The organism is Streptomyces sp. NBC_00669 (assembly GCF_036226785.1).
Lineage (GTDB): Bacteria > Actinomycetota > Actinomycetes > Streptomycetales > Streptomycetaceae > Actinacidiphila.
The window spans coordinates 243,419-257,142 of sequence record NZ_CP109018.1 but is presented as its reverse complement, the minus strand read 5'-3'; the positions used below and the strand labels follow the sequence as shown (position 1 = coordinate 257,142).

11 protein-coding genes and 1 pseudogene are annotated in these 13,724 nt (G+C 73.9%); 8 read left to right on the top strand and 4 right to left on the bottom strand.

Annotated features, from left to right (window positions below; translation table 11 throughout):
* Window positions 1-139: 139 nt before the first annotated feature.
* Window positions 140-610: a MarR family winged helix-turn-helix transcriptional regulator gene (locus OG896_RS01045; RefSeq protein WP_329361461.1), complete on the bottom strand. Its 471-nt coding sequence runs from the start codon at window positions 608-610 to the stop codon at window positions 140-142.
* Window positions 611-733: 123 nt separating this feature from the next.
* On the opposite strand from OG896_RS01045, the pseudogene OG896_RS01040 reads away from it, so the two are divergent.
* Window positions 734-1,963 (top strand): annotated as a pseudogene (locus tag OG896_RS01040) (MFS transporter); the annotation flags it as partial.
* A 32-nt stretch (window positions 1,964-1,995) separates the two neighbouring features.
* Here OG896_RS01040 and OG896_RS01035 read toward each other — a convergent pair.
* From OG896_RS01035 to OG896_RS01025, 3 genes are all read right to left on the bottom strand, one after another.
* Window positions 1,996-2,475 (bottom strand): GNAT family N-acetyltransferase, encoded by a 480-nt coding sequence (locus tag OG896_RS01035; protein WP_329361459.1) that lies wholly within the window; start codon window positions 2,473-2,475, stop codon window positions 1,996-1,998.
* Window positions 2,476-2,827: 352 nt separating this feature from the next.
* Entirely contained in the window at window positions 2,828-3,232 is a 405-nt protein-coding gene (locus tag OG896_RS01030; protein ID WP_329361457.1) for a DUF2795 domain-containing protein, read from the bottom strand.
* Window positions 3,233-3,532: 300 nt separating this feature from the next.
* The gene (locus OG896_RS01025; protein WP_329361456.1) at window positions 3,533-4,291 is read right to left on the bottom strand and encodes a G1 family glutamic endopeptidase; all 759 of its coding nucleotides are present in this window, start codon (window positions 4,289-4,291) and stop codon (window positions 3,533-3,535) included.
* Between the two features lie 398 nt (window positions 4,292-4,689).
* Between OG896_RS01025 and OG896_RS01020 the strand changes: the two genes are divergently transcribed.
* The 7 genes from OG896_RS01020 (at window position 4,690) to OG896_RS00990 (ending at window position 13,718) form a co-directional block, all read left to right on the top strand.
* Complete coding sequence (locus OG896_RS01020; RefSeq protein WP_329361454.1) at window positions 4,690-5,520, top strand: hypothetical protein; 831 nt, start codon at window positions 4,690-4,692, stop codon at window positions 5,518-5,520.
* 140 nt (window positions 5,521-5,660) lie between these two features.
* Entirely contained in the window at window positions 5,661-5,963 is a 303-nt protein-coding gene (locus OG896_RS01015; RefSeq protein WP_329361452.1) for an antibiotic biosynthesis monooxygenase family protein, read from the top strand.
* 46 nt (window positions 5,964-6,009) lie between these two features.
* The gene (locus OG896_RS01010) at window positions 6,010-6,762 is read left to right on the top strand and encodes a helix-turn-helix transcriptional regulator (RefSeq protein WP_329361450.1); all 753 of its coding nucleotides are present in this window, start codon (window positions 6,010-6,012) and stop codon (window positions 6,760-6,762) included.
* Between the two features lie 408 nt (window positions 6,763-7,170).
* Window positions 7,171-10,731: a DNA polymerase III subunit alpha gene (locus OG896_RS01005; RefSeq protein ID WP_329361448.1), complete on the top strand. Its 3,561-nt coding sequence runs from the start codon at window positions 7,171-7,173 to the stop codon at window positions 10,729-10,731.
* Between the two features lie 26 nt (window positions 10,732-10,757).
* Complete coding sequence (locus OG896_RS01000; protein WP_329361447.1) at window positions 10,758-11,795, top strand: DNA polymerase Y family protein; 1,038 nt, start codon at window positions 10,758-10,760, stop codon at window positions 11,793-11,795.
* 70 nt (window positions 11,796-11,865) lie between these two features.
* Window positions 11,866-12,798: an NAD-dependent epimerase/dehydratase family protein gene (locus tag OG896_RS00995; protein WP_329361446.1), complete on the top strand. Its 933-nt coding sequence runs from the start codon at window positions 11,866-11,868 to the stop codon at window positions 12,796-12,798.
* Window positions 12,795-13,718, top strand: coding sequence for an RNA polymerase sigma-70 factor (locus OG896_RS00990; RefSeq protein ID WP_329361444.1), 924 nt, complete (start codon window positions 12,795-12,797; stop codon window positions 13,716-13,718). The genes OG896_RS00995 and OG896_RS00990 overlap by 4 nt, the downstream gene beginning before the upstream one ends.
* Window positions 13,719-13,724: the final 6 nt, after the last annotated feature.

Sequence of the window (13,724 nt, the reverse complement as noted above, 5' to 3'; positions counted from 1 at the left end):
GCGGTTCGGCTTCCGGGGCTGCGCTCTACGCGGGCTGGGCCGTACGCGGGTCGGCCGTGTGCAAGCTGGCCCGTATGCTCTGCGCCGTACGCGAGCTGAGCCGTACCCGCTGCGCCTTACGCGGCGGGCGGCGCGACGGTCAGGGTCGGAACGCCGTCGGGCGGCGGATCTCCTCCACGGCGGTGACCAGCGGCGCGAGCTGCGGGTCGGCCGCGGCATGGTCGAGCGCTTCGCGCAGGGCCGCGTTGTTGGTGGGGCGGGCCGCCGCGAGCAGGTCGCGGCCGGCCGGGGTGACGTCGGTGTAGATGCCGCGCCGGTCGGTCGGGCACAGGTAGCGGGAGAGCAGCCCGCGCTCCTCCAGCCGCGTCACCAGGCGGGTGGTCGCGGACTGGCTGAGCACCACCGCGTCGGCGACCTGCTTCATCTGGAGGTGGCCGCCGTCGCCGTCGTGCTGCCGGCTGAGCACGTCGAGCAGCGAGAACTCGCGCACGCTCAGGCCGTGGCCGGACTGCAGGGCGCGCTCGATGTGCGCCTCGATACGGCCGTGCAGCAAGGACAGCGCGCACCAGCTGTCGGCCAGGGCGGTCAGTGCCGGGTCGGTGGCGGTCATGCCCACCATCATAGCGCGCTTGCAGATAACCAGCGTGTGCAAGTATTGTGGGCGCCTGATAACCGCGCATGCCTGCTAGTCGGCGGGGCGTGCCGCCCTGCCTCCCCTTCGAAAGGCCCTTCCATGCCCCTCGCGCTCCTGGCCCTCGCCATCGGGGCCTTCGGCATCGGCACCACCGAGTTCGTCGTCGTCGGCCTGCTCCCGCAGATCGCCGGCGACTACGGCGTCTCCGTGCCCACCGCGGGCCTGCTCGTCACCGGGTACGCGCTCGGTGTCGTCGCGGGCGCCCCGCTGATGACCGCGCTCGGCACGAAGGTCTCCCGCAAACGGATGCTGATCCTGCTGATGGGGCTGTTCGTGGTCGGCAACCTGGTCTCCGCGGTCGCGCCGGTGCTCGCGGTGATGCTCGTCGGCCGGGTGATCGCCTCCCTCGCGCACGGCGCGTTCTTCGGCATCGGCTCGGTGGTGGCCTCGGAACTGGTCGCCCCGCACAAGCGGGCCGGCGCGATCGCCATGATGTTCACCGGGCTGACGGTCGCCAACGTCGTCGGGGTGCCGCTCGGCACCTTCGTCGGGCAGAGCGCGGGCTGGCGGATCACGTTCGTGCTGGTCGCCGGGCTCGGCGTGCTCGGGCTGCTCGGGGTGGTGAGACTCGTCCCCGACCTGCCCAGGCCCGAGGGGGTGCGGCTGCGGCACGAGGTCGCGGTGCTGCGCAAGCCGCAGGTGCTGCTCGCCATGGCGATGACGGTGCTCGGCTTCGGCGGGGTGTTCGCCGCCATCACCTACCTCGCGCCGATGATGACCGACGTCACCGGGTACGCCGACGGCTCGGTGACCTGGCTGCTGGTGCTGTTCGGGCTCGGCATGGTCGCGGGCAACCTGGTCGGCGGCCGGTTCGCCGACCGGCACCTGATGCCGATGCTGTTCACGGCGCTCGGCGCGCTCGGCGTCGTACTGGCCGCGTTCACCGTCACCGCGCACGACAAGACCGCCGCCGCGGTGACCGTCTTCCTGATCGGCGCGCTCGGCTTCGCCACGGTGCCGCCGCTGCAGAAACGGGTGCTGGACCAGGCGTCCGGCGCGCCCACCCTCGCCTCGGCGCTCAACATCGGCGCCTTCAACCTCGGCAACGCGCTCGCCGCGTGGCTGGGCGGCCTGGTCATCTCGGCCGGCCACTCCTACACCGCCGCGAACTGGGTCGGCGCGGCGCTCACCGCCGGGGCGCTGGTCCTGGCGCTGATCTCCGCAGCACTGGAGCGCGGGCAGCGCACCACGGCCGGGCGGAGCCGTAGGGTGACCGGCCGCAGGGTGGCGGGGTCCGAGGCCGCGCCGGAGTCCGTGGCGGCGAAGGAATCCGTGGCGGTACGGCCGGGGGCGGACGCCGGTCAGGCCCCGGCACGGCCGGAGACGTCGAGCGACAGCGCCGTGGAGTGGGCCGCGAACCCCAACTCCCGGTAGAGGTGCTCGGCTTCGGGCGTGGCGTGCAGGTCCACCCGCGTCACGCCGTTCGCCGCGAACCAGTCGAGCAGCGCCTCGGTCACCGCCCGGGCGTAGCCGCGCCCGCGGTACTCCGGATCGGTGCACACGTTGAAGATGAAGCCGAACCGGCCGGCGGGCGACGACGGCGAGGGCAGCCGCTGCTCGACGGTGCCCACCGCGCACGCGGCCAGCCCGGCACCCTGGTCGGCGTCCACCACGAACACCCCGGTCGCCGGGTCCGGGACGGCCAGTTGCCCGGCCAGCAGCCGTCGCGCCTCGGCCTCCCACGGCCCGGGCGCGTCGGTCCCGGTCATCGCCGCGAACATCACCCGCCGCAGCCGCACCACCTCGGCCACGTCTCCGCGGCCCCCGTTCCGTACCGCCATAGGGACGGCCTCGCATGTCGTACGCGCCCCCGCGGCGGGGGCCGGCTCACCAGTCACACCGCGAATCTAGCGCCGTGGCCGGAAAGGTTCACCGGTTCGCGGCGCCCGGCACCGCACCGGACACCGCGAACCAGGCAGACCTTTCCGGCCACGGCACCAGCGATACAGCGATCCGGATGCGCTGGTGGGACGGCGCCCCTCGGGGGTGGAGGGGCGGCCCGCTCGCGGACGGGAGCCCCGGTCCGTGGAGGGGGCGCCGATGGTGCGGGCGCGAGCCCTCGTCCCCGGCAGGGGAACCCCGTTTCCGGAGGGGCGCCCTGATTCCGGGGGAGCGGCGGGGCGGGCGGGCCGCTCAGTCGCGGCGGTCCTCGGTCCCGTAGCCCAGGGCCTGCACGACGGCCTGGACGTTCGGGTAGATCTCGTCCGGGGGAAGGCCGGCCACCCGGTCGACGAGCGTGTCCGGTGCCTGGTGGCGGTGGAGCGCGCCGAGCAGGGCGCCGCGGCGGGCCGGGTAGACGCTGCGGTCGAGATGCCTGGCCAGGTCGCTGCGCACGTAGACGCCCTGCGGCGTCATCCCGGCCGGTGCGGCGCCAGCGCGGGCGGGCGCGGTGAGGGTCGGGTCCTGGTCGGAGGGCTGGGGCTCGGCGAGTTCCTCGCCGGCCTGCACTGCCCGGTTCGCCTTCAGCGCGACCTGCGTCTCCCTCTTCAGTTCGTCGTCACGGGCGAAGCCGGCCTTGTTGGTTCCCTGGTCCGTCATGCGGTGATGGCCTCCCTTGTCGATCGCCGGGCCGCGCGGCACGTCCACCGCGCCCCCGGCCGGGGCTTGGCTTCATCGGGTACCCGACCGTTACGTCCCGAAACCACCCCTGCCGCATCAGCCCCAGGGGCCACCCGCCCCCGCCGTCGCCCGCCCCTGCCCGTCGCCCGTCCCTGCCGTCGCCCGTCCCTGCCGCCACTCGGCTCGGGCGCCACTCGGCCCCGCCCGGGGCAGGTCCGGGCGGGGCCGAGGGGGTCAGCCGGCCGCCGTCCTCACGGATGCGGCCCTACGGCGTCGCGGTCAGCTGTGCTTCCAGGTCACCGTGAAGTTCTCGCTCGACGACAGCGCCGAGGTGGTCGCCTTCGTGGTGCTGCCCGAGGCCATGTTGATCTGGTCGGGCGAGAAGCTGCCTATCGGCTGGCCGTTGGCGGTGGCGTTGGTGAACGACGCCGTGCCGAAGTTCGCCAGCGGGAGCACGCCGGTGGAGCTGGACGGCGCCTCGGCGATGATCTCGGCGGACGCGTTGGACAGGCCGCTCTGCGACTTGGTGGTGGTCTTCGTCCACCCCTGGGTGGTGTCGGAGAGCGTGAGCGTGTACTTGGTCCCGCTGACGCTGACCGTCGAGGTGAAGTGGTCGCCCGCCTTCACGGTGTTGCTGTAGTTCACCGGGTACGCCGGGTACATCTCGTACCAGGCGTAGTACTGGGGGCTGCCGCCCGAGCAGTCGCCCTCGCTGCCGGTCTGCTCCACCGAGTTGCTGCCGTCGCCGTCCAGGCCGATCCAGAACGACGAGTAGGCCGTCGAGCCGGAGCAGCTGACCGCCGGCTGCACCCAGCTGGACGAGACACTGGTGAAGGTCCGTCCGGTGGCCGCGTAGCCGGCCCAGTTGGAGCTGGTGCTGTGCTCGATGCGGCCGTCGGGGCCGATGACACGGTGGCTGCCGACCGGCGCCTGGAATACCGTGGGGGCGGCGCTCGCCACGGCCGGGGCGGTGGCCAGGGCGGACAGGACCGCCGCGCTGACGGCTGTTGCGGCGGTGAAGCGCTTGGTTGCCGACATGCTGCTCCTTCTCGCGGATCTCGCGGTGCAGGCGTGTAACCGGCGGCGGTCAGTGGGGTTAGCGTGCCGCCAGTGATTGACAGTGTGCAGACAATCACTGACGCGGAGGCACCCGTTCGTGCCAACGATCGGCAAAGACCGCGCCAAGTGCGCCTCGGGAAAAGGGGCGTTCGGCTTCATGTCGGGGCAATTCGCCTCGTCCGGCGGGGAGATGGCGACCCGGAAACGGACGGCCTGCCTCCGCTCCGGCCGCCCCCTACGGGGACCCCGCCGCCGCAGCGCGCGAGTGTCCCTTGGAGGGGGTCTCGATCGGCTTGATCGGTAGGGTGGTTGCCGTGATGGCGAGGGTGGAACGGCCGGCCCTGGACGGGTGGCGGCCAGAGGAAGGGGCCTTCACGTTGTCCACCGAAGAGGACCCGGTCCTGGAGCAGGTGACGCCTCTGCTCGAACGCTTCAGGTCCGATGTCGAAGCAGTGGTGCCCCTGGTCGCCCTTTGGGCGCACGGATCGCTGGCCCTGGGGGACTACCAGGTGGGACGCAGCGATCTCGATCTGGTGGCGCTGGTCGGCGCGGCGCCCACCGACGCGCAGCAGGAGGAACTGCGGTCCGTCCATGGACGTTTGATCGCCGAGGTCCCCCTTGCCCGGACCCTGCACTGCACCTACGTGCCCAGGGGAGCGGAGTCCGATCCGGCGCGGGCGCATCCGACCTGGGCTCAGGGCGAGTGGTTCGAGCGTCCGGTCACCCCTGTGAGCCGACGCGAACTGGCCCTGGGAGCAGCGGTCTTGAGCGGACCGCCGCCGGGCGGCCTGCTGCCCGAGGTGAGCGACCAGGAGCTGGCCGGCTTCGTCCGTGCCGAGTTGGCGGACTACTGGCTGCGTGTGACGGGCGACGCCAAGGCCGCGCTGTGGCTCCAGGACATCTGGGTGGATCTGGGGATGCTGACCTTCGCGAGGGCATCGGTGACCCTGCGCGACGGCCGGTTGATCACCAAGCGCGAAGCCCTCGAAGAACTGCGCTCCCTGGGAGCGCCGGCGGAGGTCGTCGACGACATCCGTCGACGCCGGTACCGGACGGACCTCCTGGTGGACCCGTCCGGGTCCGCCGACTGGCCGGCCCGACGCGCGGAACTGGCCCGGGAGTTCGTCCGCACCGGGATCACCCGCCTCCTGGCGCACCAGGGAGGCTTGCCACCGGAAGCGTCCGCGGACACGGGTCCTGCGCGTTGATCCCGCCGGCCGGGCGAAGAGCGGGCGTGTCCGCTGGGAGCGTGAACGCGTCCGGCTGACGGAGGCGGGCCGGGCGCGTGCTGCCGGAGGATCGGGGCCATCCGACCCGCGGCCGTCGCCGCCTTGCCAAGGAGGTCCCCGTGTTCATCGCGATCCTCGACTTCAGGACCGCCGCCACCGACCGGCCCGCTGTCCTCGCCCGATTCGACGGGGAGGCTCATCGGGTACGCGCCATGCCGGGCAACATCGCCTTCCGGGTCTACGCCGCGCGTGAGGACGACGTCGCAGTCGCCGTGGTCCACGAGTGGGACGACGAGGCGTCGTTCGCCGACTACCTGAGGTCGGACTCCTTCGCTCGCCTGAGCGAGGCGATTCGGCCGATGATGACCGGAGCGCCGGTGAGCCGGCGCTTTCGTGCCGACTTGCTGGAGACGGTGGCGTGACCGGCGGCGCGACGGACTCCTGGGATCGGGCTGTGCGAGGCTGTCGATGACCCGGAGGGCGTACGCCTTCGTCCGCACGTTCGCGCCGGAGTTCGCTCGCGACCTGTGTGCGGACCGCCATTACCTGCTCTGCGCCTCCGCCGGAACCCTCCGGCTGGAGGCGCAGGGCCGGGCATGGCTGCTGCCGCCGGCGCGGGCCGCCCTGATCGAGGCGGGCCGGCGTATCCGGGTGAGCATCCCGCGGCCGGTCACGACCGCGTCGGTCCTGTTCGACACCCGATTCACTCCGGCCCCGCCGGCGCCCTTGACCGTGTTCGACCTCAACCCGCTGGCCCGCGCCCTGCTGACCGAGTGCCGCACGTGGGGCGAGTGCGACGAGCCCCTCACGGTGTACGCGGAGACGCTGTTCGCCGCGCTCGCCGCGGTGACCTGGCGGCTCGCCGAGCAGCCGAGCCCGGTCGCCGTTCCGGCGGGCCGATCACCGGAGCTTCGCCGGGCCCTCGAACTGACCGGGCGGCGGCTCGGCGGTGAGCTCCGTTTCGAGGACGTGGCAGACGAGGTCGGCCTCGCACCGCGGTCGCTGGCGCGGCGCTTCGAGGAGGAGACCGGCATGACCTGGCGGGCGGTCCTGCGCCGGATGCGGGTCCTGAGCGCGATCGAGGAACTCGCCGCGGGTGACACTCCGGTGACCGAGATCGCATTCATGGTCGGATACACCTCGCTGTCGGCGTTCAACGCCGCATTCAGGGAGCTGACCGGCCGCACGCCGACGGAGTACCGGGCCAGCTTTCGGCCCTGACCGGACGAGGGTCTGTCGATCGAGCGGGAGTGGGAGCGGGAGCCGGGGCACGCCGGGCTCCCGCTCTTCGCGTCCGGCGAGCCGATGCGGCCGGGCGCCGCTCGTACGGCGGCATCGACCTCGGTGGTATCGACCTCGGCGGTGTCGACCTCGGTGGTATCGACCTCGATGGGGGAGGCCCGGGTGGCCGCGCCGGGGGACGGGCGTCGCGGGGGTGGCTGCCGATGCGGCCGGGCGCCGCCCCTGCTCGGTCAACTCGCTTGTGTGCGGGCCGAGTCGTGGGTTGCCGGCGGGCCGGGTCGCTGACCTGGGGAAATCGCGTTACCCTAATCGAACGAACGTGCGAACAAGGGTTTCGGCCGGGTCGGCCGGAGCGCGCTGAGAGGGGTGGAGTGATGGAGGTGCGCGGTGGTGGGCTTCGCCCATCTGCACGTCGCGTCCGGTTACTCGCCCCGGTACGGCGCCTCGCACCCCGAGCAGCTGGTGGCGCGGGCGGCGGAGCGCGGGATGGACACCCTCGCGGTGACCGACCGGGACACCGTGACCGGCGTGGTGCGGTTCGCCCAGGCGTGCGCGGCGAGCGGGGTGCGCCCGGTGTTCGGCGTGGACGTGGCCGTGGAACCGCTGGTGCCGCCTGCCCCCGGGCGGCGCGGTCCGGCGCCGGCGCGTGGCGGCGCGCACGTGGTCGAGCCGGGGCTGCGGGTCGTGCTGCTGGCGCAGGACCGGGCCGGCTGGGCGCGGCTGTGCCGGCTGGTGTCGGCCGCGCACGCCGCCGTGCCGCGCGGCGGGAACCCGGTGGTGCCGTGGGAGGCGCTGCGTACGTACGGCGGGCCGGGGCTGGTCGTACTGCTGGGGCCGGTCTCGGAGCCGGTGCGGGCGCTGTCGGCGGGGCGGGAGGACGTGGCGGTGCGGTTGCTGGGGCCGTGGCGGGAGGTGTTCGGGCCGGGGGTGCGGATGGAGGCGGTCTGGCACGGGCGGGGCGGTACGGGCCCGGGGTCGTTGCGGCTGGCCGCCCGTACGGTGGCGCTCGCCGACCGCACCGGGACCACCGCCGTCCTGACCAATGCGGTCCGGTACGCCGACCCGGGACAGCACCGGCTGGCCGATGTCCTGGACGCGGCGCGGCTGCTGCGGCCGATCGACCGGCGGCGGCTGGATTCGGGGGAGCGGTGGCTGAAGGACCCGGCCGCGATGTCCCACGCCGCGCGCGAGATCGCCCGGTGCGCGGGCGGCGACGGGCGGCGTGCCGAGCTGCTGCTGGCGGACACGGCCGCGACCGCGGACTCCTGCCGGATCGACCCGGTGGCGGACCTGGGCCTGGGCGTGGCGCACTTCCCCGAGGCGCGGGTGGTGGGCGCCGGCGACGGGCCGGGGGGCGCGGCGGCCGCGCTGCGGGAGCGGTGCGAGGCCGGCCTGGCCGACCGCGGCCTGGACCGCGACCACACGGCCCGGGCGCGGCTGGAGCAGGAACTGGAGGTCATCGGCCGGCTCGGCTACGACGCGTACTTCCTCGCGGTCGGCCAGGCCGTCGCCGACATCCGGGCCCTGGGTATCCGGGTGGCGGCCCGCGGCTCGGGCGCCGGTTCGCTGGTCTGCCACGCGCTGCGGATCGCCACCGCCAACCCGCTCCAGCACCGGCTGCTGTTCGAGCGGTTCCTGTCGGTACGGCGGGCCGGGCTGCCGGACATCGACATCGACGTGGAGAGCGCGCGACGGCTGGAGGCGTACGACGCGATCATCGACCGGTTCGGGACCGAGCGGGTCGCGGTCACCGCGATGCCCGAGACGTACCGGGCCCGGCACGCGCTTCGGGACACCGGTCTCGCCCTGGGCATCGCACCCGGCGAGGTGGACCGGATCGCGAAGTCGTTCCCGCACCTGAGGGCGGGTGACGTCACCGGCGCGCTCGCCGAGCTGCCCGAGTTGCGGGCGCTGGCGGCGCAGGCGGCGACGGGACGGTTCGGGCCGCTGTTCGAGCTGGCCGAGGGGCTGGACGCGCTGGTGCGGGGCATGGCGATGCACCCGTGCGGGGTCATCATCAGCGACGGCACCCTGCTGGACCGGCTGCCGGTGCAGCCCACCCCGGCCGACCGGTACCCGATGGTGCAGGCCGCCAAGGAGGAGGTGGAGGCGCTCGGGCTGATCAAGCTGGACGTGCTGGGGGTGCGGATGCAGTCCGCGATGGCGCACGCCGTGCAGGAGGTGGCGCGCGTCACGGGCGAGCACATCGACCTCGACGACGGCGCGCAGGTCCCGCTGGACGACTTCTTCGCCTTCAAGCTCATCCAGAACAGCGACACCCTCGGCATGTTCCAGCTCGAATCACCGGGCCAGCAGGACCTGTTGTCGCGTCTGCAGCCGCGCGACCCGCAGGACGTCATCGCCGACATCTCGCTGTTCCGCCCCGGGCCGGTGGCCGGCGGGATGCCCGAGCGGTACATCGCCGCCCGCCACGGCGGCGATCCCGCCTACCCGCACCCGGACCTCGAACCGGTCCTGGCCGACACCTACGGCGTGACGATCTGGCACGAGCAGATCATCATGACGCTCGCGGTCATGACCGGCTGCGACTACGCGCTCGCCGAGATCGCCCGCCGCGCGCTGGCCGACCGGGCGCGGCTGCCGAAGCTCCGGACCTGGTTCCACCAGCGGGCCGCCGCCCGTGGCTACACCCAGCCCGTACGCGACACGGTCTGGCAGACCGTGGAGGCGTTCGGCGCGTACGGGTTCTGCCGCGCGCACGCCGTCGCCTTCGCCGTACCGGCCCTGCAGTCGGCGTGGCTGAAGGCCCACCATCCGGCCGCGCTGTACGCGGGGCTGCTGGAGCACGACCCGGGCATGTGGCCCAAACGCGTCATCGTGTCCGACGCCCGCCGGCATGACGTGCCGGTGCTGCCCGTCGACGTCAACCGCTCCCGGCTCCGGCACACCGTCGAGCCGGTCGAACCCGTCGAACCCGTCGAGCCGGTCGAACCCGTCGAGCAAGGTGTACGGACCGCGCCCGTCGCTCCGGCCGGGCCGGGCCGCTTCGGCGTGCGGCTCGCGCTGAGCGCGGTACGCGGCATCACCGAAGCGGAGACCGAGCGGATCACGGCGGGCCAGCCGTACACCTCCCTGTCCGACTTCTGGCAGCGCGCCCGCCCGTCCCGGCCGCTGGCCGAACACCTCGCCGAGATCGGCGCGTTGGACGCTCTGCACGACGGGCGGCTGACCCGCAGGGACCTGCTGCTGCAGATCACCGAACTGCACCGCCAGACCCGCAACCGCACCACCAGCGACGGCCAGGTCCCGCTCACCGCCGATCCGGTGGGCGGCGCCGAACCCAGCGGGCTGCGCGAGATGACCGGTCGGGAAGCCCTCGGCGCGGAGCTCCACGTCCTGGGCATCGACGTGTCCCAGCACCTCATGGAGTACCACCACCGGCTGCTGCGCGAGATCGGCGCCGTCGATGCCGCGCACCTCGCCCACGTACGGCCCGGCCGTCAGGTCCTGGTCGCCGGCGTCAAAGCCTCCACGCAGACCCCGCCCATCGCCTCGGGCAAGCGCATCATCTTCGCCACCCTCGAAGACGGCACCGGCCTGGTCGACCTCGCGTTCTTCGAGGACTCCCACGAAGCCTGCGCCCACACCGTCTTCCACTCCGCGCTGCTCCTGGTCCGCGGCACCGTCCAGGTCCGCGGCGGGCGCCGCACCATCGTCGGCACCATGGCCTGGGACCTGGACCACCTCGCCGCCACCCGTCGCGACCACGGCCCCAAGGCCGCCCTGGACCTCCTCGGCGCCGGTCCCCACCCCACACCGACCCCGCCCACCGGGCCCGCACCGGCCGGCGAACCCGCCGACGGCCGGACGCTGACCAACGGCACCGCGGGCGCGCGCCTGCACCCCTACGCCGACCTCCAACCCGCCGGCACCCGCTCCGCCGACCTGCGCCGCCTCGGCCACCGCAGCCCCGGCAGCGCCGGATGACCCCCGACAGCGCCCGACGGCGCCCGATGACGACACCGCCCCGCCCCACGTACATCGTCCACCTGCACCTGCACGCCACCCTCACCGACGACCAGTACGCCGAGATCCTCGACGCCCTGGCCGGCATCACCCCGCGCCTCCAGCCCTTCCCGCCCGACGCCGCCCAGCTCGACATCACCGGAGCCCTGCGCTACTTCGACAAGACCGCCGACGACATGGTCCACATGATCGCCATGCGGCTGGCGGGCCTCTTCGGCGTCCGGACCAGCGCCGGGCTCGCCCCCAACCGCATGCTCGCCGCCATGGCCGCGGCCGCCGGCCCACCCGGACACACCACCCGCGTCCCCCACGACCCCCAGGGCATCACCACCTGGCTGCACCCCCACCCGGTCACCGCCCTGCCCGGCATCGGCCGCGCCACCGCCGACACCCTGCACCGCTACGGCCTCACCACCATCGGTGACGTCGCCGACCTGCCCCCCGCCACCCTCCAACGCCTCCTCGGCGCCGCCCCCGCCCGCCTGCTCGCCGAACGCGCCCACGGCCATGACCCCCGCCCCGTCACCCCCCGACCCGCAGCCCTGCACCTGACCGCCCACCACCTCGCCGAACACGACACCCTCGACCCCGACCAGCACCGCCGCGCCGTCCTCCGCCTCACCGAAGAACTCGGCACCAGCCTGCGCGACGCCGCCCACACCACCGACCACCTCACCCTCACCCTCCGCTACGCCGACCGCTCCACCACCACCCGGACCCGCACCCTGCCCGAACCCACCGCCCACACCCCCGACCTCGCCACCGCCGCCCTGATCCTCCTGCACTCCCTCGGCCTGCAACGCGCCCGCGTCCGCGGCTACACCCTGCGCGCCGACCGGCTCCGCCCCGCCACCGACGCCCACCACCAGCTCTCCCTCGACGCCGCCGACCACCGCGCCCGAGCCGCCGAACAGGCCGCGGACCGCGCCCGCCACCGCTTCGGCCCGCACGCGGTCCGCCCCGCCGTCCTCGCCGACCCCGGACCCCGCCACCCCACGGGCGCCCCACCCCGGCCACGTCCCTGATGTCACAGGCGCGGGGGCTGTCTCGTCATGAGGGGTGAGAGTCGGCCGACGGAAGGAACGGGTGATCGTCATGCGGGTGTTCGTGGCGGGTGGGACCGGGGTGCTGGGGCGGCGGCTGGTGCCGCGACTGGTGGACCGCGGTCATGAGGTGACGGCCACGACCACGAGCGCGGCCAAGGTGGAGGCGCTGGAGCGGCTGGGCGCGACGGGTGTCGTCATGGACGGCCTGGACGCGGCCTCGGTCGGCCGGGCGGTGGCGGCCGCCCGGCCGGACGTGATCGTGCACCAGATGACCGGGATCTCCCTGGCGCACGCCGGCAAGGCCGACCTGAAGCACTTCGACCGGTGGGCGCTGCCCACCATCCGGCTGCGCACCGCGGGGACCGACCACCTGCTGGAGGCCGCCGAGGCGAACGGCGTCTCCCACGTGGTCGCCCAGGGCTACGCCAACTGGAACGGCCTTCGCGAGGGCGGCTGGGTCAAGACCGAGGCCGACCCGTTGGACCTGTACGAGGGGACCGCGGCGCACACGTCGATGGCGGCGCTGCGCCATGTCGAGACCGCGGTCGGCGCGGCCGGCGGCGCGGTCCTGCGGTACGGCGCGTTCTACGGGCCGGGGGCCACCGACGACCAGATCGAGCTGGTGCGCAAGCGGCAGTTCCCGCTGGTCGGCTCGGGCGGCGGCTACGCCTCGTGGGTGCACCTGGACGACGCGGCGAGCGCCACCGTGCTGGCCGTGGAGCAGAAGGCGGCGGGCGTGTTCAACATCGTCGACGACGAACCGGCCCCGGCCGCCGAGTGGTTGCCGCACCTGGCGGCGTGCGCGGGAGCGAAGAAGCCGCTGCGGATTCCCGTCTGGCTGGCCCGGTTGCTGGCCGGTGAGGTGGTGGTGGCGATGATGACCGAGGGGCGCGGCTTCTCCAACGCCAAGGCCAAGCGGGAGCTGGGCTGGCAGCCGGAGCATCCGTCGTGGCGGCAGGGCTTCGCGGAGTCGACGGCGTGACGCGGGCGGAGGACTTCGAGGAACTGCGGCCGCTGCTCTTCTCGATCGCCTACCGGATCACCGGCAGCGTGAGCGAGGCCGAGGACGCGGTGCAGGAGACCTGGCTGCGCTACGAACTCTCCCCGACCCGGCCCGCGTCGGTCCGGTCGTTCCTGTCGGCCGTGGTCACCCGGGTGGCGATCGACGTGCTGCGCTCGGCCCGCGTCCGGCGGGAGGAGTACGTCGGGCCGTGGTTCCCCGAGCCGCTGCTCGCCGACCCGTACCAGGACCCGGAGCGCTCGGCGGAGCTGGCCGACTCGGTGTCGATGGCGGCCCTGTTGCTGCTGGAGCGGCTCAGCCCGCTGGAGCGCGCGGTGTTCGTGCTGCGGGAGGTGTTCGCCTTCGACTTCCCGGAGATCGCCTCGGCCGTGGGCCGGTCGGAGGCGGCGTGCCGCCAGCTCGCGGTGCGGGCGCGCGGTCACATGGACGACGGTCGGCCCCGGTTCGAGGCCGACCGCAAGGAGCGCGAGGAACTCGCCGCCCGCTTCTTCGACGCGCTGCGCGAAGGCGACCTCGACGGCCTTCGGGAACTGCTGGCCGCCGACGTCCGGATGGTCGGCGACGGCGGCGGCAAGGCACCGCAGTGGGCGCCGGAGTTCTTCGGCGCGGAGAAGGTGGGCCGGCTGCTCGCCTCTCTCCTGCCGCCGTTCGCCCGGATCGGCGGTGCGATGCGGCGGCAGGAGGTGAACGGGCAGCCGGGCGCGGTCCTGCGCGACCGCGACGGCAAGGTGGTCAACATCCTCGTGCTGGAGATCGTCGAGCGGCGGGTCCGGACGATCCGTGCCGTGATCAACCCCGACAAGCTCGGGCACATGGGCCCGGTGGCCGACGCGTGGGAGGTGCTGCGCGAGACCCTGCGGGCGGGCCGGGACCCGGACTGACCGGCC